Raw genomic sequence first — 23606 nt, forward strand, 5'->3', positions numbered from 1 at the left:
AAAGTTTGAGTTTGCGCCCATACTAAAAATCCTGGCGTTAACCTGCGCTGTCTCGATGAGCTCCTCAGGCTGTTGTTCGCCAGCATTCGGGATCTGGGCCTCAGATCCTCCCTCTGGTTGTTCACATTCGTGATTTTTATGAGGAGTGCTCTATGGAAGTTAAAGACCCAATGGGTGAGTTGTTGTCCAGCCTTGAGCACATTGTGCTTACGCGTGAAGTTATCCAGGCCGCTCCCGCATTAAAGGGTGAAGTGTTAATGCCCGAACCAAAACGCATACGGGAAATTACCGGCATGGAAGTTGATGAGTTTGCCCTGGCAATGGGCGTTAGTGTTTCCTCGGTTAAGAGCTGGGAAGCGAAGCGCAGTAAACCTTCGCGCAGTGCTCAAAAATTAATGCTGTTGATCCAATCAAATCCTTGTCTCAGCCGTGAGCTGCTGGGATAGTAAAAAACCTTTTGCTGTGCCAGTAATTGAAAAACCCGCCCGCTGGCGGGTTTTGTGTTTTAAGATTTTGTCTTAGCTGCCGCAGCTGGCATGAGTGAAATCAATCAATATCACCTTATCTTTTCTGTACATCATATAATCCTGATTCTGCGCAACAGGTTTTCCGTGACAAAGGTATTGGGCGGTATCCGTCGTGACGCCACTGTCTGGCGCAGGCCACAGCGCTGAAAACCCATTATTTTTCATATAAGGGAAAGGCCAGTACCAGTTAGCGAAATAATCAGGAACCATTACTGAAAGCATCGGATAGTTTTTCAATGAGTTAGTATAAACAGGCGATCGCGGCGCCTGTCCGTTAAAGAACAAATAAAAACTTTCAGACGGTAGCTCCCGCATATCCCATTTTATTTCCTGAACCAGGCTCTGATTAAATTTATCCTGCTGGCGCAGCGCGTTGCCGTAAGCGTAATAAGCCGTCATGCCGTATACAACAGGGATCAGCAGCAGCCAGTTAGCCTGTTGTAGGCGGGGCGTCAGGGCATAATTAATGACTAAAGCGGCAAGAAGCATGAAGCCACTGACAGCGATCAACGAGCGAGCGGAGAGCAATGGATTTTGCAACAGCAGCAGGCTGCCAGGGATCATTAACAGGGCAATAAAAGGCGTAATCAATGCGATAACGGCAACGGCAGCGGCCATGACGTCGCGCTGACGGCGTAAAAAAAGCAGGCTTAACGCCAGAGCCGATAGCCACATAGCGATCGTTATGCCAAGCAGGTAGTGCATTCCGCCATGATTTTTAACCAGCGTATCGGCAATAAACTGGCTGTAGGCTTCACTATTCTCTGTCCATGTTTTCCACAGGTTGCCAACCGCCAGCGCCGGGTGATTGGCCTCGTTTTTTCCGGAGAAAGTGACCGTCAGAATAAGCTTCAGATAGATTACCGTGGCAAGCAGCACTTCAACGACGCGATGCAAGAGCGTGGTGAGGATTGCCTTCGCCGTATCCTGTCTGGCCATTTGCTGATAAAGCCCTGCCATTACCAGCAGAACCGCAATATTGATCGCCGTCTGGTACAGACAATAAATAGCAATCAACATCATCGTGCCTGTCACAAACCTTAGCCAGCGATTGTGTGAAGGAAGGCAAAAGTAAAGCAGGCTGAGACTGATGGCTGCCGTAAGCGTAAGAACATCAAATCGGTAGGAAAAGACTTCTGCCAGATAGGGGTTGGCAAAAAAAGTCAGCGGGATTAATACAAGGCCCGGTAACTGCCAGCCTGTAAGCGCTTTTTTCGTGACTTGATGCAGACTGAATGCCAGCATAAAAATGCTCAGCAGCAAAGGCAGGGGAAATATATCGGTCATATGCGAGCTGAGAAAAAGCAGCTTCATCACTATATCAGCAAGAGGACGTCCATCTGCCCCCCAGTTGGTATAGCCCAGGGTCGAGCGGCCAATATCGTCAATATAATAGTTGTTAGCGATAAGCAGCGGAAAAGCGAAGAGTGCAGTGCAACACAAAAGGTAACGAAAAGCGGGTTTCATACCATTGTACCTAAAGCGTTGATTGTATATTAATTAACTAAAGCCTTTCCACTCTCTTTTACAATTCCGGCTTGCCCCGGCCCGCGCATTTCTCTACTCTACGCGGCTTTGCCCAACAGGGGACAGCCACATGCAGGTTAAAGGCCTGGCAGCAAAATCTGCCACTACTTCTCTTGAACCATTCGAATTTCAACGCCGCGAACTGCAAGCCGGCGATGTGCATATTGATATCCACTACTGCGGCGTTTGCCACTCCGATCTGCATATGGCGCGCAACGAATGGGGCGTCAGCACGTTTCCGCTGGTGCCCGGCCATGAAATTGTAGGCCGCGTGATTGCTACCGGCAGCGACGTTAGCACCTTCAAAGCGGGCGACCTGGTCGGTGTCGGCGTGATGGTCGACTCCTGCGGCCACTGCTCGCAGTGCAGTCAGGGCGAAGAGCAATATTGCGAAGCGGGCTTTACCGCTACCTATAACGGCGAAGAGAAAACGATCGGTGGTAAAACCTTCGGCGGCTATTCCGACAGCATCGTCGTAGACAGCAAGTTCGTGGTTAACGTGCCGGAAAACCTGACGCTGAGCGCGGTCGCGCCGCTGCTGTGCGCGGGCGTAACCACCTGGTCGCCGCTTAAACACTGGAATATTCAGCCCGGCCAGCGCGTGGGCGTTATTGGCCTGGGCGGTTTAGGGCATATGGCCGTCAAGCTGGCCAGCGCGCTGTGCGCGGAAGTGGTGCTGTTTACCACTTCGCCGGCCAAAGGCGAAGATGCGCTGCGCCTGGGCGCCAGCAGCGTGGTGGTGTCTAAAGATGCAGAGCAGATGGCGGCGCAGGCCAACAGCCTCGACTTTATTCTGGACTGCGTGGCCGCGCCGCACGATCTCGATCCTTATCTCAACGCGCTGAAAACCAACGGTCATCTGGTGCTGGTCGGCATCCCGGATGCGCCGCACAAGTCGCCAAACGTGACGCCGGTCGTCTTTAAGCGTCTGAGCATTTCCGGCACCTCTATCGGCAGCATTGCGGAAACGCAGCAGATGCTGGATTTCTGCGGCGAGCACAACATTGTGTCAGACGTGGAAGTTATCCGGCTGGAAGATGTAGAAATGGCGTTTGAGCGGATGCTGAAAGGCGACGTGAAGTACCGCTTTGTGATTGATATGAAAGCGAAAGGCTAAAAAAAACCCGCCGTTATGGCGGGTTTGTTACCGTCAGCTTTAAACCCCTTCCCTCAGGTGGGAAGAAGATTTACTGCAGCAGAGAAATATCCGCAACTTCCAGGAACAGCTGGCGGAGTTTGGTCAGCAGGGTTAAACGGTTGATGCGCACTTCACGATCTTCCGCGTTCACCATGACTTTCTCAAAGAAGTTATCCACGGCGGCGCGCAGCTGCGCCAGCTCGATCAGCGCATCCTGATAGCGGCCTTCCGCGAAGTAAGGCGCCAGCTTGCTGCTTAAGGCAGACACGTAGGTCGCCAGCTGGATCTCTTCGTTCTCTTTCAGCAGCGAGGCCTGCACGCTGTCGTTCAGCGTTTCGCTGGATTTCGCCAGAATGTTGGAGACACGCTTGTTAGCCGCCGCCAGCGCAGCCGCCTCTTCCAGGGTGCGGAAGTGGGACACGGCTTTCATACGCGCGTTGAAATCCGCCGGACGAGTAGGGCGACGAGCCAGCACGGCCTGGATGGTGTCGATGCTGTGGCCTTCTTCCTGATACCAGGTGCGGAAGCGACCCAGCATAAAGTCGATCACGTCATCGACCACTTTCGCGTTGCTCAGCTTGCTGCCATACAGGCGCACCGCTTCTTCGGTCAGCGTTTGCAGATCCAGCGGCAGATTCTTCTCGACGATAATACGCAGCACGCCCAGCGCGGCACGACGCAGCGCGAACGGATCTTTATCGCCTTTTGGATGCTGGCCGATGCCGAAAATACCCGCCAGCGTGTCCATCTTGTCGGCAATCGCCAGCGCGCAGGCGACCGGGTTGGACGGCAGTTCATCACCGGCAAAGCGCGGCTGATACTGCTCGTTCAGCGCCACGGCAACGTCTTCCGCTTCGCCATCATGGCGGGCGTAGTGCATGCCCATCACGCCCTGCGTGTCGGTGAACTCGAACACCATATTGGTCATCAGGTCGCATTTGGACAGCAGACCGGCGCGGGTCGCATGATTAACGTCAGCACCAGTCTGCGCGGCAATCCAGCCAGCCAGCGCCTGAATGCGGTCGGTTTTGTCGCGCAGCGTGCCCAGCTCTTTCTGGAACAGAACGGTTTCCAGACGCGGCAGATTGTCTTCCAGACGCTGTTTGCGATCGGTATTAAAGAAGAATTCCGCATCGGCCAGACGAGGACGCACCACTTTTTCATTACCGGCGATAATCTGCGACGGATCTTTCGACTCGATGTTGGTCACAAAGATAAAGTGCGGCAGCAGCTTGCCCGCATCGTCGTAAACCGGGAAATACTTCTGATCGCCTTTCATGGTGTAAACCAGCGCTTCGGCCGGCACCGCGAGGAACTTCTCTTCGAATTTTGCCGTCAGCACTACCGGCCACTCTACCAGCGAGGCGACCTCTTCCAGCAGGCTGTCGCTCAGATCGGCATGGCCGCCAATCTCTTTCGCTGCGGCTTCGGCATCGGCTTTGATCTGCGCTTTACGCGCCTCGAAGTCGGCCTGCACCTTGCCGCGCTCCAGCAGGATCTGCGGGTATTGATCGGCATTATCGAGAGTGAATTCCGGCTCGCCCATAAAGCGGTGGCCGCGAATAGTGCGGGCGGAGTCGATACCCAGAATGGTGGCCGGAATGCTCTCTTCGCCCAGCAGCAGCGTCACGGTGTGTACCGGACGCACAAACTGCACGTCGGAATCGCCCCAGCGCATCAGTTTAGGAATAGGCAGCTTCGCCAGCGAGGTGGCAACCATCGCAGGCAGCAGCGACTGCGCGCTTTCGCCTTTCATATGGGCGCGATACAGCAGCCATTCGCCTTTGTCGGTGCTCAGACGCTCGGCCTGATCGACGGTGATACCGCAGCCGCGCGCCCAGCCTTCCGCCGCTTTGGTGGCGACGCCGTTGGCATCAAAAGCTGCGGCGATGGCCGGGCCGCGTTTTTCCACTTCGCGATCGGGCTGCGCAGCGCTTAAGTCTGCGACCTTCAGCGCCAGACGACGAGGCGCGGCATACCAGTTTACTTCGCCGTGCGTCAGGCCGGCGGCATCCAGTTCGGCGGTAAAATTCGCGGCAAAGGCTTCGGCAAGATTGCGCAGCGCCTTCGGTGGCAGCTCTTCGGTGCCGATCTCCACCAGAAATGTTTTTTCAGTCATGGCTGCCTCTTATTTTTTATTGCACATCGGGAAGCCCAGCGCCTCGCGAGACGCATAGTAAGCTTCAGCCACGGCTTTGGTCAGGGTGCGGATGCGCAGAATATAGCGCTGGCGCTCGGTCACGGAGATAGCTTTACGCGCGTCCAGCAGGTTAAAGGTATGACCTGCCTTCAGGATGCGTTCGTAGGCCGGCAGCGGCAGCGGTTTTTCCAGCTCCAGCAGGCTTTTTGCTTCTTTTTCGTACTGCTCGAAGCAGGTAAAGAGGAAGTCGACGTCGGCATACTCAAAGTTATAGGTAGACTGCTCCACCTCGTTCTGATGGAACACGTCGCCGTAGGTGGTTTTCCCCAGCGGGCCGTCGCTCCAGACCAGATCGTAAACGCTGTCCACGCCCTGGATATACATCGCCAGACGCTCCAGGCCATAGGTGATTTCGCCGGTCACCGGCTTGCACTCCAGGCCGCCGACCTGCTGGAAGTAGGTGAACTGCGTCACTTCCATGCCGTTCAGCCAGACTTCCCAGCCCAGGCCCCACGCGCCCAGCGTTGGGTTTTCCCAGTTATCTTCCACGAAGCGGATATCGTGGACAGTCGGATCCATACCCAGCTCTTTCAGCGAGCCGAGGTAGAGTTCCTGAATATTGTCCGGTGACGGCTTGATGATCACCTGGAACTGATAATAGTGCTGTAAGCGGTTCGGGTTTTCGCCGTAGCGGCCGTCGGTAGGACGGCGGGAAGGCTGCACGTAGGCCGCGGCAATCGGCTCCGGCCCCAGCGCGCGCAGACAGGTCATCGGGTGAGAGGTGCCCGCGCCGACTTCCATATCCAGCGGCTGCACGATGGTGCAGCCCTGGCGTGCCCAGTAATCCTGTAAGGTCAGGATCAGACCCTGAAATGTCTTGGTATCAAACTTTTGCATGTTGTTTTCGCACGCGAGACGGTTTTAAAAGTGGGCGTCAGTATACCCTTTGACCGTCGGTTAGTCAGCCCGATGTTGGCCGAAGAGGCGCGGATGCCGCCGCAAAGCCTCTTTGGCTGTTCTCTGTTCCGTCTGCGTGCCTGCCTGAAAACACTTATAGCGGGTAAGCAACTCGCTTACCCGACGGGAGTTTGACATCAATAGAAAGTTCTCCGCCCAGCGCGGCCACGTAGCGTTTAAGCGTGGACAGGCGCGGATCGTTATCAACACGCTCCATACGGGCGACGGCGGGTTGTTTAACGCCAAGCGTTGCGGCGAGTTCAGTTTGTGAAATTTGCAGCTCTTCACGCATCTGCGCCAGCGTGATTTCGCGCACCATTTCTTCGGCCCGCTCCTCGATTTTAGCGCGGCGTGCGGGGCTTACTTCGTTCATCAGTTCGTCTAACGTTGCCATTACCGGGCCTCCAGTTTCGCCAGATGAGCTTTGTACTCAGCCTCAGCGAGAGTGATATATTTTTTATAGAACCTACGGTCGCCTGTTTTGTCGCCAGCACAAAGGAAAATAGCCTGACGAACAGGATCAAAAGCAAATAACGCCCTTATCGGCCTGGCTTTGAATGACAGACGTAGCTCCTTCATATTCGGATAGATTGAGTCATTCAGGGTATCGACCAATGGCCGTCCAGTATGGGGGCCTTCTTTTCTCAACACGAGAAACGCCGCTAAGATTTCGTCCTGCAAATCTTCGGGTTGCGCAAAAAACCAGGCATCAAACCGTTTTGTTGTTATGATTTTCCACATGATCGTCCCTGATCTGTAATTATAACGTTTAAGTTATAATCAAATTTATAATGAATTCATTATAATTTCAAGAGAGGTAAAGGTTGCAGGACGACGGGCTGGTGTTAAAAAAGCTAACCAATTAAAAAAACATCATGGCGTGGAAAGATGCAGGCCTGCTCCTGTCTGATATTCCCCTGGCGCAGGTTGTTGAAAACTTGCCGCCTGGCTACCCTCTGATACGCATTGGTGCCAGCAGAGGAAAACATGAAGGACAAGATAGCCTGGATAGATAACCTGCGGGCGGTGGCCTGCCTGATGGTGATTATGATCCACACCACCACCTGGTACGTGACCAACGCGCCAAAAGTAGGCGAACATACGTGGGATCTCTCCAATCTGCTGAACTCCGCTTCCAGAGTCTGCGTGCCGCTCTTTTTTATGATTTCCGGCTTTCTGTTCTTTGGCGAGCGCAGCGCGCAGGGCCGTCATTTTCTGCGCATCGTGCTCTGCCTGGCGTTTTACAGCGCGGTGGCGCTGGCCTATATCACGTGGCTGACGCCTATCAGCCAGGGGATTTCCATCCGGCTGCTTTTGCAGAAGCCGGTGTTCTATCACCTGTGGTTTTTCTTCGCGATTATCGCTATCTACCTGCTTTCGCCCCTTATTCAGGTCAAAAACGTGCGGGCGGGCTATCTGGCGGCGGTGACGCTGGTGCTGGCGGTGCTGGCGAATCCCAACACGGTGGATCAGTCGGTCGGGCATTTTCACTGGCTGCCGCTTAATCTTTATATCAACGGCGACAGCTTCTACTACGTGCTCTACGCGCTGTTTGGCCGCGCTATCGGCACGATGAATACCGGCGGACGCGCCGTCAGCTGGCTGGCCGGCACGGTTTTTATCGCCTGCGTGGCGGTTATCGCGCTGGGCACTAAAAAGCAGATGGCGATTAACGGCGCCTTTGCCGATACCTGGTATCTCTACTGCGGCCCGGCGGTCTTTATCGCGGCGGTCAGCCTGCTGGTGCTGTTTAAAAACGTGCTGAACGCGCGAATTTTACCGATCTTAGGCGTTATTTCCCGTAATTCCCTGCCAATTTATGGTTTCCACGCGCTGTTTATCCACTTTATGCGGACGCATCATCTTGATCATACCGATCGGCCGCTGCTGGATATCCCGCTGGTGTTTACGCTGACGCTGCTGGGCAGTTTGCTGCTGGCGCTGGCGCTGAGAAAACTGGATAAGCGGCATTTTGTCAGTTAAGGCTGACAGGTCACCGCCGTATCCGGGGTGCCGTAGCCCATCACTTCCAGCAGCTGTCGGGCGTGCTGTACCGCATCCTGACGGTGCGCAATGCCCATCTTCTGATAAAGATTGCGGATATGAGTTTTGATAGTCGTCGCCGCGACGTCCAGCTCTCCCGCGATCTGCTCGTTGCTGTAGCCCGAATAGATCAGCCCCAGCACCTGCCATTCCCGCTGGGTTAACGGGCTGGTGCGGATCAGCTCCGGCACCTGCGGATGGCTCAGCAGTTTACTGACAAAGCTTTCGTCAAAATGGGCAAACTTATGCCGATGGTGCTGATTAAGTTCACGCAGGATCTGCTGCGCCCTGCGTTGTTCCAGCTCCGGCAGCAGGTTCAGCTGCAGCAGCTGCCGGAGCTGCTGCGCCATCATTTCGCCTTCAATCACGAAATGGCTGATAAAACCGGTGCGGTTTGCCAGGCTCAGCGCTTCGATCAGCACGCGCTGCGCGTCGCTTTTCCTGCCCGTTCGCCAGTATAAGAGGTTGCTTAACAGTAGGTTACGGTTTAAATCGCTGGTGAGGCGCAGCTGGCGCGCGTTGCTGTTCAGCTCGTCCAGCACCACCTCCGCCTCGCTGAACTGCTCCAGCAGGATCTGTACGCGCGCAATCGAGCGCCACTGGCCCTGCTGAAAATGATTATCCGCGCCGCCCGGTTTACCGGCCTGCTGGAGCCAGCGCTGCGCGGCGGTTTTATTGCCGGTCAGCTGCCAGTAAATCACCCGGCTTTTATCGGTATTGGTCACCCAGTCGCTATGATACTGGCCGGTTTTGATCAGGTTCTCGCAGCGCTGCAAATAGTGCTGCGCGTTATCAAGCTGACCACGAGCCAGCGCGCATTTCGCCAGCATTGCCAGACACTGAAGCTGCTGCTGCGGCTGGAAATTGCTTAATACTTCCAGCCCCTGGCGAGCAGCCTGTTCGGCGTCGTCCAGCCTTGACCATGACCACAGCACCTGAGAGCGCAGGCGCAGCAGGAATTCGTGCATCGGCAGCTGTTCAAGGTGCTGTTCATGCACCAGCTCAAAGGCGCGATCCTGCATCTCGAAGGCGGCCTGTAAAAATCCCTGCGCAATTAAAATTTCACTTTGCTGGAGCAAGGCCCAAAGCGCGTAATGGTACACCTGAAAGCGTCTGGCTATCTGTTCGGTCTGCTGCATCAGCGGCAGCGCGCGCGCCAGATCGCCTTTGCAGTGCTGGATTTCGCCGGTGACCGAGGTCGCCACTATGCGGCTGTAATAGCTGTTATGCGGCAAAAAGCGCAGCGCTTCCGTCGCCAGCCGGGCGGCTTCTTCCTCACGACCATCGTTGATCGCCACCTGAGCGCGCAGGGCGTTAAATTCAGCGGCAAGCTCCTGCGTCATGGAGATATTCCTGCGCTGCATCTCGCTTTCCGCGCGGGAAAGCAGCGCGTCGACTTCAACATAGCGGTGCTGGCTTTGGATCAGCCAGGCCTGGAGCAGCACCAGCTTAGGATTGACGATCAGCTGGTCATAGCGCAGGGCGTTCAGGCACTCTTCCAGCAGGGCCAGCTCGCTTTGGTTAAACAGCGCCCACGCGTGCTGTAGCAGGATATCGCGCAGCAGCCCGGTATCTTCCGCGCTCAGCGCGTGATGGATAGCTTCGGCCGGAAAACCCTGCGCCAGCCAGCCTTGTGCAGCGGCGCGATGGATTTCCGGCAGCTCTGCGGCCAGCTCCCACTGGCAGCGCTGCCGCAAAAAAGAGGCGAACAGCGGATGGAAGTTAAACCACTCGCCGGTGCCGTCCATGCGGTGAAGAAACAGACCCTGGCTTTCCAGATTTTCCAGCCGCTGCTGCCCGTTATCGCTGCCGGTCAGACGGACGATCAGCGCGTCGTTCATCGAGCGCAACAAAGAGCAGCGCAGCAGAAAATCGCGGGTGGGCGTATCGACCCGATCCAGCACTTCCTCGACCAGATATTGCGATAAATGGCTGGCGTTCAGGCCGGTCAGCTTGCGCGCGGAATGCTGGGTAGACTGTAAAGCCGGCGTGGAGGACTGGCTGGCCGACAGCGCAATCAGCTGTAGCGCCGTGGCCCAACCGGCAACGTTGTCGCAAAAGCGATTGCTGTCCGCCTGTTCAATGGGCTCTTTCAGGCGGCAGTCAAAAAACTGCTGGGTTTCGCTGTGGGTAAAGGCCAGTTCGGAGACGATAAGCTCCAGCAGCTGGCCGCGCACGCGTAAATTGGCGATGCCCAGCGGCGGCAAGGTGCGCGACAGGATCACCAGTGAGAAATTATCGGGCTGATGGCGCAGAAAAAAGCGCATCCCTTCATGAATATCCGCATTGGTAATCAGATGATAGTCATCGATTACCAGCATCACCGGCTGCTGCCAGTCGGCAAGCTCGACGAACAGCTGGGCGAACAGCGCGTTCAGGCTGGCGTACTGGTGCTTTTGACTTAAGGCTTCGCTCTTCACGCAGTGGCCGCCGGTGGCCTGCTGCACCGCCGCAATCAAATAACTGGCAAAACGTTCCGGCTTATTGTCGCTTTCATCCAGCGAATACCAGCCCAGCGCGTTTTTTCCTGCCGCCCAGTGCGCCATCAGCGTTGTTTTGCCGTAGCCGGCCGGGCTGGTAACCAGCGTCAGACGATAGTCCGGGACGACCGCCAGCCGGGCCAGTAAACGTTCGCGTACCACCGTATCTTGCAGCCGCATCGGGCGGCTCAGTTTTGAAGGGATAAGCATAATTTTGGATTCTTATAGGAAGCGTCAGCGGGGCGACTAATTATTTCAAAGCCCGTAATTAATCATTTTTTCTAAAGTCCGCCTCCAATCCGTTGATTGCAAGCAGGATAAGCTTTTATGTTGCATTTAGTCGTACTTCGTCACATTTTTTTAATCACGCTTTTCGCTGTGCTATTCGCCTTAGTCGCGCCTTCCCCTACGCCCTGCTGCTCCTCCCTTTCTTATCGCCGTTGGGAGGATGATCCGCACGCTGCAAATCGGCAGCATGAGGGAAATTCAGGGATTATGAGGACAGGTCATGCAGGCAACATTCAGTAAAACCACGTTTATGGCGGCGCTGACGCGCCAGTGCGCGCCGTATCAGCCGCAGGCGATGACGCAGCACCAGTGGTGGCAGGCGGTCAGCGCCGCGCTGGCCGAACAGCTGCTCGCCAGCCCGCCAACGCCGCCGTCAGGGCAGCAGCGGCACGTTAACTATATTTCGATGGAATTTTTGATCGGCCGCCTGACCGCCAATAATCTGATCAATCTTGGCTGGCTGGATGATGTCAGCGAAGTGCTGAAAAAACAGGGCGTTAACCTGACCGACGTGCTGGAGCAGGAAGTCGATCCGGCGCTGGGCAACGGCGGACTGGGGCGCCTGGCGGCCTGCTTTCTGGATTCGATGGCAACCGTGGGCCAGCCTGCGGTGGGCTATGGTCTTAATTATCAGTACGGGCTGTTTCGGCAGTCCTTTTACGACGGCGCACAGCAGGAAGCGCCGGACAGCTGGCACCGCGAAACCTACCCCTGGTTTCGGCGCAACGGCTCGCTTGCCGTGAGCGTCGGCTTCGGCGGCAAGCTCAGCAAAGACGCGCAGGGCCGGGAGCAGTGGCAGCCCGCTTTTTCGTTGATGGGCGAGGCGAGCGATCTGCCGGTGGTCGGCTATCAAAACGGCATCACCCAGCCGCTGCGCCTGTGGCAGGCCGTCGCGATGCAGCCCTTCGATCTGGGCCTGTTTAACGACGGCAAATATCTGGAGGCGGAGCGGCAGGGCGTAGAGGCGGAAAAGCTGACGAAAGTGCTCTATCCGAACGATAACCACCAGGCGGGCAAGCGGCTGCGCCTGATGCAGCAATATTTTCAGTGCGCCTGTTCGGTGGCGGATATCCTGCGTCGTCACCATGTGGCGGGTCGAAAAATCGCAGATCTGCCGCAGTACGAGGTGATCCAGCTGAACGATACCCATCCGACCATCGCCATCCCGGAGCTGCTGCGCATTTTGCTGGATGAGCACCAGCTCGACTGGGATGCGGCCTGGTCCATCGTCAGCCGTACCTTTGCCTATACCAACCACACGCTGATGCCGGAAGCGCTGGAATGCTGGGATGAAAGGCTGGTGCGCAGCCTGCTGCCGCGTCATTTTTCGCTGATTAAGCAGATCAATGCGCGCTTTAAAGTGCTGGTGCAGCAGCGCTGGCCGGACGATGCCGACGTTTGGGAGCGGGTGGCTATCCACCATAACCGCCAGGTGCGGATGGCGAATCTTTGCGTGGTCAGCGGCTTTGCGGTCAACGGCGTCGCCGCGCTGCATTCCGAGCTGGTGGTCAAAGATCTGTTTCCGCATTATCACCAGCTGTGGCCGGAGAAATTTCATAACGTCACCAACGGCATCACGCCGCGTCGCTGGCTCAGGCAGTGTAATCCTGCGCTCTCCGCGCTGATCGACAGCAAGCTGAACGCCGAATGGGTGACGGATCTGGATGCGTTAAAAGGGCTGGAGGCTTTTGCCGACGACCAAAACTTCCACCAGCGCTATCGGCAAATCAAGCAGGAAAACAAACACAGGCTGGCGGCCTGGGTGCAGCATACGATGGGGATTACGCTCAACCCGGCGGCGATCTTCGATGTGCAGATCAAGCGCCTGCACGAGTACAAGCGCCAGCACCTGAATTTGCTGCATATCCTCTCGCTTTACCGCCAGCTGCGTGATAATCCGCAGCTGGACATGGTGCCGCGCGTGTTCCTGTTCGGTGCCAAGGCCGCGCCGGGCTACTATCTGGCCAAAAATATTATCTACGCCATCAACAAGGTAGCGGAAAAAATCAACAACGATCCGCTGGTCGGCGATCGCCTGAAAGTCGTGTTTATTCCTGACTATAAAGTGTCGGTGGCGGAGCTGATGATCCCGGCGGCCGATGTGTCAGAGCAAATCTCCACCGCCGGCAAAGAGGCCTCCGGCACCGGCAATATGAAGCTGGCGCTGAACGGCGCTATCACCGTCGGCACGCTTGATGGTGCCAATGTGGAAATTGCTGAACAGGTCGGCAGCGAGCATATCTTTATTTTCGGTCATACCGTCGATGAGGTAAAAGCGCTGCTGCGCAAAGGCTATAACCCGCTGAGCGTGCGTAAAAAGGATAAGCATCTTAATAAGCTGCTGACCGAACTGGAAAACGGCTTCTTCAGCGACGGTGACAAAGAGGCGTTCAGGCCAATGCTGGATAGCCTGCTTGCAGGCGGCGATCCTTATTTAGTGCTGGCGGATTTCGCGGAATACTGCGCCGCACAGCGGCAGGTTGAAGCGCTGTACCGCGACACGCAGCAGTGGACGCGCAGCACCATCCTGAACACCGCCAGAGTCGGCATGTTCAGTTCGGATCGCGCCATCCGTGACTATCAGCAGCGCATTTGGCAGGCGAAACGCTAAGGAGCGCAGATGGAAAAGAAGATGCTGGAGCAGGCGGCGACGGAGGCGGGTATCGCTTCCGGTTTTATTAACGCTCACGGGAAAACCCAGACCATCTCGGCAGCAACCCGGCGCGAGCTGCTGCAGGCGATGGGCTGGCGCGCGGGACGGCAGCTGCCGCTAAGACCGGTGCCAACGGTAAAGGTTTTTACCAGCGGCGAACGCTTTGCGCTTTCCGTAGAGGGCGAAGGCGAATACCACTGGCACTTTTGCCCGGAAGAGGGCGCGAGCCTGACGGGCAGAGTCCACGGCAGCATGACGCTGGCCCTGCCGGAAAACCTTGCCACGGGCTATCACCTGCTGACGCTGAGCCGTCCCGGCCAGCGCTGGGAATGCCGGATCATCGTGGCGCCCAGGCGCTGCCACGAGCCGGAGGCGCTGCTGGCCGGTAAAAAGCTGTGGGGCGCCTGCGTGCAGCTTTACACCTTGCGTTCTGAGCGCAACTGGGGCATCGGCGATTTTGGCGATCTGACCGTAATGATCGACAACATTGCTGCGCGGGGCGGCGCCTTTGTGGGTCTGAACCCTATCCACGCGCTTTTTCCCGGCAACCCGGAAGCGGCCAGCCCTTACAGCCCTTCGTCCCGCCGCTGGCTGAACGTTATCTATATCGACGTCAGCGCGGTGGCTGACTTTCGCCTGAGCGAAGCCGCACAGCGCTGGTGGCATTCTGCGGCTACGCAGCAGGCGTTACAGGCGGCGCGGGCTGCGGAGTGGGTGGATTACGCGCAGGTTATGGCGCTGAAGCTGGCGGGACTGCGGCTGGCCTGGCAGCATTTTCTCGGCCGTGACCCGCAGGAAGCTGAACGGCAGGCCTTTACCCGCTTTACCGAACAGGGCGGAGAAAGCCTCTGGTTTCAGGCCGCCTTTGATGCGTTATATCAACACTTTCAGGCGGAAAGCGGCGAGGCGCGGGGCTGGGATCGCTGGCCGGAAGCGTACCGCAACGCGCGGGGGCCAGAGGTCAGAGCCTTTTGCCAACAGCATGCGCAGGAGGTGGCGTTTTACCTCTGGCTGCAATGGCTGGCCGAAACGCAGCTGGCGCAGTGCTATCAAACCAGCCGGAAAATGCCGACGGGGTTATATCGCGATCTGGCAGTCGGCGTGGTGGCCGACGGCGCGGAAACCTGGAGCGATGGCGATCTCTACTGCCTGAAGGCTTCCGTAGGCGCGCCGCCGGATATTCTGGGGCCAAAAGGACAGAACTGGGATTTACGACCGATGGATCCCCGCACGATGATCGACCGTGCCTACCAGCCTTTTATCGACCTGCTGCGATCGAACATGATCCACTGCGGCGCTTTGCGGATCGATCATGTCATGGCGCTGCTGCGCCTGTGGTGGATCCCGGCAGGCGAAACGGCGGATAAAGGCGCCTATGTCCACTATCCGGTTGACGATTTGCTGGCGGTGCTGGCGCTGGAAAGCCAGCGGCATCGCTGCATGGTGATCGGCGAGGATTTGGGAACGGTGCCGGTAGAAATCGTCACTAAGCTGCGGGAAAGAGGCGTTTATTCCTACAAGGTGCTGTGGTTTGAGCGGGATGCGCAGAACGGCTTTCGCGCGCCGCAGTCCTGGCCGCTCCAGGCGATGGCTACCCTGACGACGCACGATTTACCGACGCTGCGCGGCTACTGGCAAAGCGACGATCTGACGCTGGGCGAAAAGCTGGGCCTCTACCCGGATAAAATGGTGCTACAGGGGCTTTGCGCCGATCGGCAAAGGGCGCGCCAGAGCCTGCTCGCCAGCCTGGAGCATTATGGCTGTCTTCCGCAGGGAAGCGCCAGCGCGGGCGCCACGCTGACGCCTGCCATCCGCCGGGGCCTGCAACGCTATGTGGCCGACAGCGCCAGCGCGCTGCTGGGCCTGCAGCCGGAAGACTGGCTGGATATGGCGACGCCGGTCAATATTCCCGGCACCAGCAGCGAATATCCCAACTGGCGGCGCAAGCTCAGCCATACGCTGGAGGCGATGTTTGCCGACCCGGAGGTGAATGCGTTAATCAGGGATGTCGATCGGCGGCGGCGTAAGGTGTCGGTGGATTAAAAAAGCGGCCTGAAGGCCGCTTGAGCTTGCTGACAAACTCATACTCTGTCATTAAGTTGCGTTCGTGTCGGTGAAAAGCAGCAGAGGCAGATCGGAACACGGACACGCCGTGAATCCGTCCATGGAGGCTCGTTTCGCGCGTCCATGCGCGAAAACGGTCCGCTTATCCGCTCAGCCTCTGCCGCAGTGAAGCGGCGGTGTTGCTGCAAAAAATCGGGACGCAAGGAGCGCTATCCCCCGGACTTTTAAGTTTGTCAGCAGTCTGAAACGGCCTGAAGGGCGCTTCTCCATGCCACATGCCCACAAAAACGGTTTAACTGCCGCATTTACTCATTAAAAGCTTCAAACGGTAATTTAAACCGCGCCGCCAGACGCGCCTTGTGCTTATCGGTGAGCGCGCGCTCACCGCGCAGAATACGACTCACGTAAGAGCGTTGGCCGATTTCTTCCACAAAGGAGGATTGCGTCAGCTTGTGCTGATCCATCAACACCCGCAGTAAGGCAACGCCGCGAGGCAGCCTTGCAATGCGTGCATTGAACTCAGCGAATTCAGGCGCGTTATCTTCATAGCGGGCGACTTTATCAGCCAGCATATCCACTAATGGGCTATCAGGATCGTGTTCGATAAGATACTCCACCAGTTCAAGCGCCTGCTCGTAATCTTTTTTGCTGGTGCTGCCGCCTAAAAAAGGGACAATTTTAACCAGGTCATTGGTTGCCTGAATGGCTTCGGTAATCATTCTTTACTCTCCCGATACTTCTTAACCAGCTTGTCGTAGTCAGCATGGGTAACGATATGCTTGATAAACATCTTGCCCCGCTCAAAGTCTGCAAAAAACAGCATCCTCAGGTTATTGCCGCCGACATCAATCACCCACCATTTGTTCCTGTATTTCATTCGGTCGAGGCTGGGAAACTGTGCCTTTAACACATCCGGATTGGCAAAAACACCGCTTTTTAAAACCAGCCAGGTCGCATCCAGTGCGGCTGCATCGTTTGGGAATTTTTCTGCCGCTTCCCTGAACGGCTCCCTTGAAATAACGTGCATGCTTCCCTCAGCCACGTTCCAACGTGGAAACATGATAGCGCAACCTTGTGATGTTTCCAACATGGAAACATCACAAGGTTGCGGTGGATAAAGCAGATCCTTACACAACGGCAGAAGGCGCAGCGGTAATAAACATCGGCAAAAATGAGGAAAGGTATATTGAGCAATAACGGTAAAAGTACCGCTATTTTCAGTGCTAATCCTGTAGCAGCGTGCAATAACGCATTACTTCCGGGCAGCCTGGCGCTACCCGGAACTGCCTTACCCCTTGACCCCGCCAGCGGTCAGGCCGCCCACCAGCCAGCGCTGAGCAATCAGGAACACGGCGGTGATAGGGATAGCGGAAAGAATGGCCGCCGCCGCAAAATCGCCCCACAGATAGTTTTGCGGGTTCAGATATTGCTGCATTCCCACCGCCAGCGTGTAGCTGTTGACGTCACGCAGCAGCAGGGAAGCCACCGGCACCTCGGTAATAGCGGCAATAAACGACAGGATAAACACCACCGCCAGGATCGGCACTGAAAGCGGCAGCAGCACCAGCCGGAACGCCTGCCACGGCGTGGCGCCATCCAGCGCCGCCGCCTCTTCCAGAGAGTTATCGATAGACTCGAAATAGCCTTTGATCGTCCAGACATGCAGCGCGATGCCGCCCATATAGGCGAAGATCACCCCGCCGTGCGTATTCAGCCCCAGAAAAGGAATATAGAGGCCCAGACGATCGAACAGGGCGTAGAGCGCCACCAGCGACAGCACGGCCGGAAACATCTGGAAAATCAGCATCCCTTTCAGCAGCGGGCTTTTGCCGCGAAACTTCATGCGGGCAAAGGCGTAGGCGCAGGTTGTGGAGAGCGCCACGATGCCGACGGCGGTAATCAGGGCGATTTTCACAGAGTTCCACAGCCACAGCATCACCGGAAACGGCGGCGGCGTCACCGTGCCGTTCTCGTTGGTGACCGCTATCCCCAGCGCCAGCTTCCAGTGGTCCCACGAAATGGTGTCGGGGATCAGGCTGCCGGTCGCAAAATTGCCGGGCCGCAGCGAAATGGCGAACACCATCAGCAGCGGGAACAGGATCAGGGCGATAAAGCCCAGCAGGAAAAGGTGCGTCGCCAGCAGCCTGAGGCGCTGCGACTTCGTGTTTTACCATCGCCATAATGCTTCCTTAATCAAATTTCATGCGGGAGGCTTTCAGGTTGATCACCGCCAGCACGCCCACCAGCAGGAAAATCAGCGTGGCGATAGCGGCGGCCAGGCCAAAATCCTGTCCGCCGCCGCCCTCAAAGGCGATACGCCAGGTGTAGCTGACCAGCAAATCGGTGTGCCCGGCCGGCGTGGTGGTGCCAATCCGGTCGGGGCCGCCGTTGGTCAGCAGCTGAACCAGCACAAAGTTATTAAAATTAAAGGCAAAGCTGGCGATCATCAGTGGCGTCAGCGGCTTGATCAGCAGGGGCAGCGTAATCAGGAAAAAGTTCTGGATCGGCGAAGCGCCATCCATTGCCGAGGCCTCGTAAAGATCGTCAGGAATGGCTTTCAGCAGCCCCATGCACAAAATCATCATATAGGGATAGCCGAGCCAGGTATTAACGATAATCAGCATGGTTTTGGCGGTCAGGGGATCGCTGAACCACGCGGGCTTGATGCCGAACAGATTGCCCAGCAGCAGGTTGATTTCGCCAAAGCTTTGATTGAATAACCCTTTGAAAATCAAAATAGAAATAAAAGCGGGTACCGCGTAAGGCAGGATCAGCAGCATGCGATAAACCGCCTTGCCTTTCAGCTGATCCCACTGCACCACGCACGCCAGCACCATGCCGACCGCCGTGGTCAGCAGCACCGTCAGCAGCGAGAACAGCACCGTCCAGAGAAAGATCGACAGAAAGGGCTTCTGGATACCGGCATCCTGAAACACGCGCAGGAAGTTTTTCCAGCCGATGCCGACGGTAAAGCCCGGACTGAGGACGTCCGCATCCGCCGACTGGTAAAAGCCCGTGCTCATATCAGGAGAGTAAACTTTCCCGTTCTGGATATTGGTCAGCTGTTTGCCGTCCTCTCCCAGCTGATAAAGCGGCCGGGTGCCGGAAAACTGCCGTAGCGAACTCATCCGCAGCAGCGTGCCGTCGGGCAGTCTGGCGGCCAGCTGGCCCAGCGCCTGACGATTTTGCGTAATGACCCGCAGCCCGGCTTTGTTGCCGGTCGGTGCGGCCTGCGGGGTCATCGTCAGCGTTTGCGGCGCGGAAGGCGTAAAGGCAAAGGGCGCAGAAACCAGCACGTCGCCGTTATCGGGCGAGGTCAGCGTCAGCCGCCATTTGTCGTCCACCGGCCAGAGAGCGAAATCCCAGGCTTTATCGGCGCGGAACTGCTGTTGCAGCAGCACGCCCTGCGCGCGCTCAAAGGTAAGCTGATGCAGGCTGCTGTAGTTGGTAAAAGCGATGGTAATGGTGCATGCCAGTGGGAACAGCACGAACAGCGCCATTCCGGCCAGGCCGGGATAAATATAACGCCAGCTGTAAGCGCGGCGGTTGCCGTAGATAAACAGCCCCAGGCCGGAAAGCACCAGCGTCAGCATGGCAAAAAGGTATTCTCCCCGTGCGTACATCAGCACGATCAAATAGCCTGCCAGCAGGGCAAAGAAGATAAGGGTAAACCAGCCGGGCACGCGGCTTAGCGGCGATCTTCTGTCAGAGCGGCGAATGTGAGCCAGAGACATGGAGCTATCCTTTTCGACGCGGGGCCGCCAGCGGCCGCCCCTTGTTCAGCAGTGGCTATCGGGTGATGCGGGTTTCAACGTCTTTCAGCGCCTGCGGCACGGTCTGACGGCCGTTGACGGCGTTAATAATCGCGCTGCGTTCGGCGTACCAGAAGCCGCTCATTTGCGGGATGTTCGGCATGATTTCGCCGTTTTTCGCGTTAGCCATGGTGGCGGCGATACGCGGATCCTGCTCCAGCTTCGCCTGGTAGGATTTCAGCGCGACGGCGCCCAGCGGCTTATCTTTGTTGACCATCGCCAGGCCGTCATCGGTGATCAGGTAGTTTTCCAGAAACTCTTTCGCCAGCTCTTTGTTCGGGCTGGCGGCGTTGATGCCGGCGGTCAGCACGCCGACAAACGGTCGGGAAGGCTTGCCGTGGAAGGTCGGTAGCGGGGCGACGCCGTAGTTGATTTTGCTTTTATCCAGGTTGGCCCAGGCCCAGGGGCCGTCGATGGTCAGCGCCGTCTGGCCCTTGTTAAAGGCCGCTTCGGCAATCGAATAGTCGGTATCCGGGCTGATATGCTTGTTTTTGACTAAATCGACGATGAACTGCAGGCCGGCCTGCGAGCCGGTATTGTTCACGCCGGTGTTTTTGATGTCGTATTTGCCGTCGACATATTTATAGGCGTAGCCGCCGTCGGCCGCGATAACCGGCCAGGTGAAATAGGGTTCCTGAAGGTTCCACATAATGGCGCTTTTGCCTTTGGCGCGCAGGGTCTTATCCAGCGCCGGGATCTCTTCCCAGGTTTTGGGCGCTTCCTTCACCAAATCTTTGTTATAAATCAGCGATAGCGACTCTACCGCGATAGGGTAGCCGATCTGCTTGCCGTTAAAGGTCACGGCATCCCAGGTAAACGGAAACAGCTTATCCTTAAAAGCCTGGTCCGGGCTGACTTCCGCCACCAGACCGGACTGCGCGTAGCCGCCGAAACGGTCGTGCGCCCAAAAAATAATGTCGGGGCCGTCGCCCGTCGCGGCCACCTGCGGATACTTCTCTTCCAGCTTGTCAGGATGCTCAACCGTCACCTTGATGCCCGTATCCTGTTCAAACTTTTTCCCCACTTCCGCCAGGCCGTTGTAGCCCTTGTCGCCGTTGATCCAGATCACCAGCTTTCCCTCTTCGATTTTGGCGAAGGCGGCGGAAGAGAGCGCCAGCGTAGCCAGCGCTGACAGGGCGGCGGTGTGCTTAACAATGTTCTTGATACTGAGCATGATCGAGTCCTTATAGCGGTAAGCCCCAGGTTTCTTCACGTTGCAGACAGCGAAGAGCGTACCGGTCAGTGTGCAATCAAGCGGTAGCGGCTTCATCCTCCCCCGCTCTACGCCCCCACCGCCCAAACTGTGACTCCGCCTGCACGGCTGTCGTTAATGAGGCCTTATGCAGCCCATCAGAGGTTGTTTTTTGCAATGCAGATCACGTATTTCCCCTTTCGCCACCGGCGCTGAGCGTGGGTCTTCGCTTTTTATCCTCCTGGCCTCTCCGCCAGCAAAAACCGCGCGACGGCTGATTACTCCTGGCAGGCGGCGCGTCATGCTGCGGCGTAATCGGTTTACTGACGGATGAAGAGGAAGAGAGGATGGCGAACGTTTCCCTTAGCGGCGTATATAAAGTCTTTGGCGAAACCGCAATTTCCAGCGATATCAATCTGGAGATTGAACAGGGCGAGTTTGTGGTGTTCGTCGGGCCATCCGGCTGCGGGAAATCGACTCTGCTGCGTATGATTGCCGGGCTGGAGGAAATTACGTCCGGCGAGCTAAAAATCGGTGGGAAGCGGATGAACGAGGTGCCGCCCGCCGAGCGCGGCATCGGCATGGTGTTTCAGTCCTACGCCCTCTATCCGCATCTGACGGTGGCCGAAAATATGTCGTTTGGCCTGAAGCTGGCACGAACGAAAAAAGAGGAAACCGAGCGGCGGGTTAATCAGGTGTCGGAAATCCTCCAGCTCGCGCCGTTGCTGGATCGTCGTCCCAAAGCGCTCTCCGGCGGGCAGCGGCAGCGCGTCGCGATTGGCCGCACGCTGGTGGCGGAACCCACGGTGTTCCTGCTGGATGAACCGCTTTCCAATCTGGACGCCGCGCTGCGCGTGCAGATGCGCATTGAAATCTCCCGCCTGCACAAGCGGCTGAAGCGCACGATGATTTACGTCACTCACGATCAGGTTGAAGCGATGACGCTGGCCGACAAAATCGTGGTGCTGAACGCCGGACGCATTGTGCAGGTCGGCCGTCCGCTGGCGCTCTATCACTATCCTGCCAACCGTTTCGTCGCCGGTTTTATCGGCTCGCCCAGGATGAACTTTCTGCCGGTGAAAATCCTTGCCGCCGAGCCGGAACGCGTGCAGGTCGAACTGCCCAACGGGCAGGCGGTCTGGCTGGAAGTCGAAGGCAACGGCGTCGTGCCGGGCAGCAACCTGTCGCTTGGCATCCGGCCCGAGCATCTTCTGCCGGGTGAGAACGCAGAGGTAAAGCTCACGGGCGAAGTGCAGGTCGTCGAGCAGCTGGGCAATGAAACGCAGATCCATATTCAGATCCCGGCCATCCGTCAGAACCTGGTCTCCCGCCAGAATGACGTAGTGCTGGTAGAAGAAGGTACCACTTTCGCCATTGGTTTGCCGCCGCACCGCTGTCATCTGTTCCGTGAAGACGGGACGGCCTGCCGTCGGTTACATCCCGAGCCTGGCGTTTAAGCAACAGTCCCCTACAGGAGAAGATGATGATAACAATACGTAATTCCTCTCTGGCGCTGGCCGTGGCCGGCGCGCTTTCCACCCAGGCGATGGCGGTAGATTTTACCGGCTATGCCCGTTCCGGCATTGGCTGGTCCGGCAGCGGCGGCGAGCAGCAGTGTTTTAAGGCCACCGGCGCGGAAAGCAAATATCGCCTCGGCAACGAATGCGAAACTTATGCGGAGCTGAAACTGGGTCAGGAAGTGTGGAAAGAAGGGGATAAAAGTTTCTATTTTGATACTAACGTCGCCTATTCCGTATCGCAGCAGAACGACTGGGAATCGACCGATCCGGCCTTCCGCGAAGCCAACGTTAAGGGCAAAAACCTGATTGAATGGCTGCCTGGCGCCACGATGTGGGCCGGTAAGCGCTTCTACCAGCGCCACGACGTGCATATGATCGACTTCTACTACTGGGATATCTCCGGGCCGGGTGCCGGTCTGGAAGATATCGACGTCGGCTTCGGCAAGCTCTCTTTTGCCGCCACGCGCAACACCGAAAGCGGCGGCTCCTTTGGCTATATCGCCGATCAACGCGACGAGCTGCCTACCTCGAATGACGTCTTCGACGTGCGCCTGGCCGGGCTGCAAACCAACCCCGGCGGCGTGTTAGAGCTGGGCGTGGATTACGGCCGCGCCAACGCGCGCGACGGCTATTCGCTGGCCGATGACGCCACCAAAGACGGCTGGCTGCTGACGGCGGAACATACGCAGAGCATCTATAACGGCTACAACAAGCTGGTGCTGCAATACGCCGCCGACGCCATGACGGCGGAAAGTACCGGCACGGCTAACGGCCATTCGACCGGCGCCGCCATCAACAATAACGGCAGCATGGTGCGCGTACTCGACCACGGCGCGCTGGATTTCAACGACAAATGGGGTCTGATGTACGTAGCGATGTATCAGGATACCGATCGCGACAACAATAACGGCACGACCTGGTATACCGTGGGCGTGCGGCCAATGTATAAATGGACGCCGATCATGAGCACGCTGCTGGAAGCGGGCTATGACAACGTGAAATCCCAGCGTACCGGCGACCGCAACGGCCAGTACAAAGTAACGCTGGCGCAGCAGTGGCAGGCTGGCGACAGCATCTGGTCACGTCCGGCCATCCGCGTCTTTGCCACCTACGCCAACTGGGATGAAAAATGGGGCTACGACACCGACAGCGGCGTCGATAACGGCCTGGCGATGAACGACACCACCGCGCGCACCTTCAGCCGTGGCAACGACGACGAAGTGACTTTCGGTGCGCAGATGGAAGTCTGGTGGTAATGCAAACAA

At 57.1% G+C, this 23606-nt stretch carries 17 protein-coding genes and 1 pseudogene; 7 read left to right on the plus strand and 11 right to left on the minus strand.

What is annotated here, in order from left to right; translation table 11 throughout:
* The first annotated feature begins 152 nt into the window (after positions 1–152).
* Positions 153–446: an HTH-type transcriptional regulator gene (locus ACVWZ0_RS01220; RefSeq protein ID WP_125289253.1), complete on the plus strand. Its 294-nt coding sequence runs from the start codon at positions 153–155 to the stop codon at positions 444–446.
* A gap of 72 nt (positions 447–518) precedes the next feature.
* Here the strand turns inward: ACVWZ0_RS01220 and ACVWZ0_RS01225 are convergent, their stop codons facing one another.
* A complete protein-coding gene (locus tag ACVWZ0_RS01225; RefSeq protein WP_253456628.1) occupies positions 519–1994 on the minus strand; it encodes a glucosyltransferase domain-containing protein in 1476 nt (491 codons plus the stop codon).
* A gap of 130 nt (positions 1995–2124) precedes the next feature.
* Here ACVWZ0_RS01225 and ACVWZ0_RS01230 point away from each other — a divergent pair, with 130 nt between their 5' ends.
* On the plus strand, positions 2125–3171 hold the full coding sequence (locus ACVWZ0_RS01230) for an NAD(P)-dependent alcohol dehydrogenase (protein ID WP_253456625.1): 1047 nt from the start codon (positions 2125–2127) through the stop codon (positions 3169–3171).
* A 70-nt stretch (positions 3172–3241) separates the two neighbouring features.
* Here ACVWZ0_RS01230 and glyS read toward each other — a convergent pair whose 3' ends face one another.
* From glyS to ACVWZ0_RS01250, 4 genes are all read right to left on the minus strand, one after another.
* Complete coding sequence (glyS, locus tag ACVWZ0_RS01235; protein ID WP_253456621.1) at positions 3242–5311, minus strand: glycine--tRNA ligase subunit beta; 2070 nt, start codon at positions 5309–5311, stop codon at positions 3242–3244.
* 9 nt (positions 5312–5320) lie between these two features.
* On the minus strand, positions 5321–6229 hold the full coding sequence (gene glyQ, locus ACVWZ0_RS01240; protein WP_253456618.1) for a glycine--tRNA ligase subunit alpha: 909 nt from the start codon (positions 6227–6229) through the stop codon (positions 5321–5323).
* Between the two features lie 154 nt (positions 6230–6383).
* On the minus strand, positions 6384–6683 hold the full coding sequence (locus ACVWZ0_RS01245) for a helix-turn-helix domain-containing protein (protein WP_253456616.1): 300 nt from the start codon (positions 6681–6683) through the stop codon (positions 6384–6386).
* The gene (locus ACVWZ0_RS01250) at positions 6683–7030 is read right to left on the minus strand and encodes a type II toxin-antitoxin system RelE/ParE family toxin (RefSeq protein ID WP_253456614.1); all 348 of its coding nucleotides are present in this window, start codon (positions 7028–7030) and stop codon (positions 6683–6685) included. The genes ACVWZ0_RS01245 and ACVWZ0_RS01250 overlap by 1 nt, the downstream gene beginning before the upstream one ends.
* A gap of 246 nt (positions 7031–7276) precedes the next feature.
* On the opposite strand from ACVWZ0_RS01250, the gene ACVWZ0_RS01255 reads away from it, so the two are divergent.
* Positions 7277–8272, plus strand: a complete 996-nt coding sequence (locus tag ACVWZ0_RS01255; RefSeq protein WP_253456612.1) for an acyltransferase — start codon at positions 7277–7279, stop codon at positions 8270–8272.
* Here ACVWZ0_RS01255 and malT read toward each other — a convergent pair.
* The gene (malT, locus tag ACVWZ0_RS01260; protein ID WP_253456610.1) at positions 8269–11022 is read right to left on the minus strand and encodes an HTH-type transcriptional regulator MalT; all 2754 of its coding nucleotides are present in this window, start codon (positions 11020–11022) and stop codon (positions 8269–8271) included. The two genes, ACVWZ0_RS01255 and malT, sit on opposite strands and share 4 nt — an antisense overlap.
* Positions 11023–11320: 298 nt before the next feature.
* Here malT and malP point away from each other — a divergent pair, with 298 nt between their 5' ends.
* Positions 11321–13711, plus strand: a complete 2391-nt coding sequence (gene malP / locus ACVWZ0_RS01265) for a maltodextrin phosphorylase (RefSeq protein ID WP_253456608.1) — start codon at positions 11321–11323, stop codon at positions 13709–13711.
* Positions 13712–13720: 9 nt separating this feature from the next.
* Positions 13721–15796, plus strand: coding sequence for a 4-alpha-glucanotransferase (gene malQ, locus ACVWZ0_RS01270; protein WP_253456606.1), 2076 nt, complete (start codon positions 13721–13723; stop codon positions 15794–15796).
* Between the two features lie 326 nt (positions 15797–16122).
* Here malQ and ACVWZ0_RS01275 read toward each other — a convergent pair whose 3' ends face one another.
* From ACVWZ0_RS01275 to malE, 5 genes and pseudogenes are all read right to left on the minus strand, one after another.
* Entirely contained in the window at positions 16123–16536 is a 414-nt protein-coding gene (locus ACVWZ0_RS01275) for a helix-turn-helix domain-containing protein (protein ID WP_253456603.1), read from the minus strand.
* Entirely contained in the window at positions 16533–16844 is a 312-nt protein-coding gene (locus ACVWZ0_RS01280; protein ID WP_253461169.1) for a type II toxin-antitoxin system HigB family toxin, read from the minus strand. The genes ACVWZ0_RS01275 and ACVWZ0_RS01280 overlap by 4 nt, the downstream gene beginning before the upstream one ends.
* A gap of 261 nt (positions 16845–17105) precedes the next feature.
* A pseudogene (gene malG, locus ACVWZ0_RS01285) lies at positions 17106–17978 on the minus strand (maltose ABC transporter permease MalG); the annotation flags it as partial.
* A 28-nt stretch (positions 17979–18006) separates the two neighbouring features.
* Positions 18007–19551 carry a maltose ABC transporter permease MalF gene (gene malF / locus ACVWZ0_RS01290; RefSeq protein ID WP_253456598.1) on the minus strand — a complete coding sequence of 515 codons (1545 nt, stop codon included), beginning with the start codon at positions 19549–19551 and terminating at the stop codon, positions 18007–18009.
* 55 nt (positions 19552–19606) lie between these two features.
* Positions 19607–20803, minus strand: coding sequence for a maltose/maltodextrin ABC transporter substrate-binding protein MalE (gene malE, locus ACVWZ0_RS01295; protein ID WP_253456596.1), 1197 nt, complete (start codon positions 20801–20803; stop codon positions 19607–19609).
* A 365-nt stretch (positions 20804–21168) separates the two neighbouring features.
* On the opposite strand from malE, the gene malK reads away from it, so the two are divergent.
* Together malK and ACVWZ0_RS01305 are read left to right on the plus strand one after the other, a co-directional pair.
* Positions 21169–22278, plus strand: coding sequence for a maltose/maltodextrin ABC transporter ATP-binding protein MalK (gene malK / locus ACVWZ0_RS01300; RefSeq protein WP_253456594.1), 1110 nt, complete (start codon positions 21169–21171; stop codon positions 22276–22278).
* 23 nt (positions 22279–22301) lie between these two features.
* Entirely contained in the window at positions 22302–23597 is a 1296-nt protein-coding gene (locus ACVWZ0_RS01305) for a maltoporin (protein ID WP_199746425.1), read from the plus strand.
* The last annotated feature ends 9 nt before the right edge of the window (positions 23598–23606 follow it).

This window comes from Erwinia sp. TECH1, assembly GCF_054057575.1.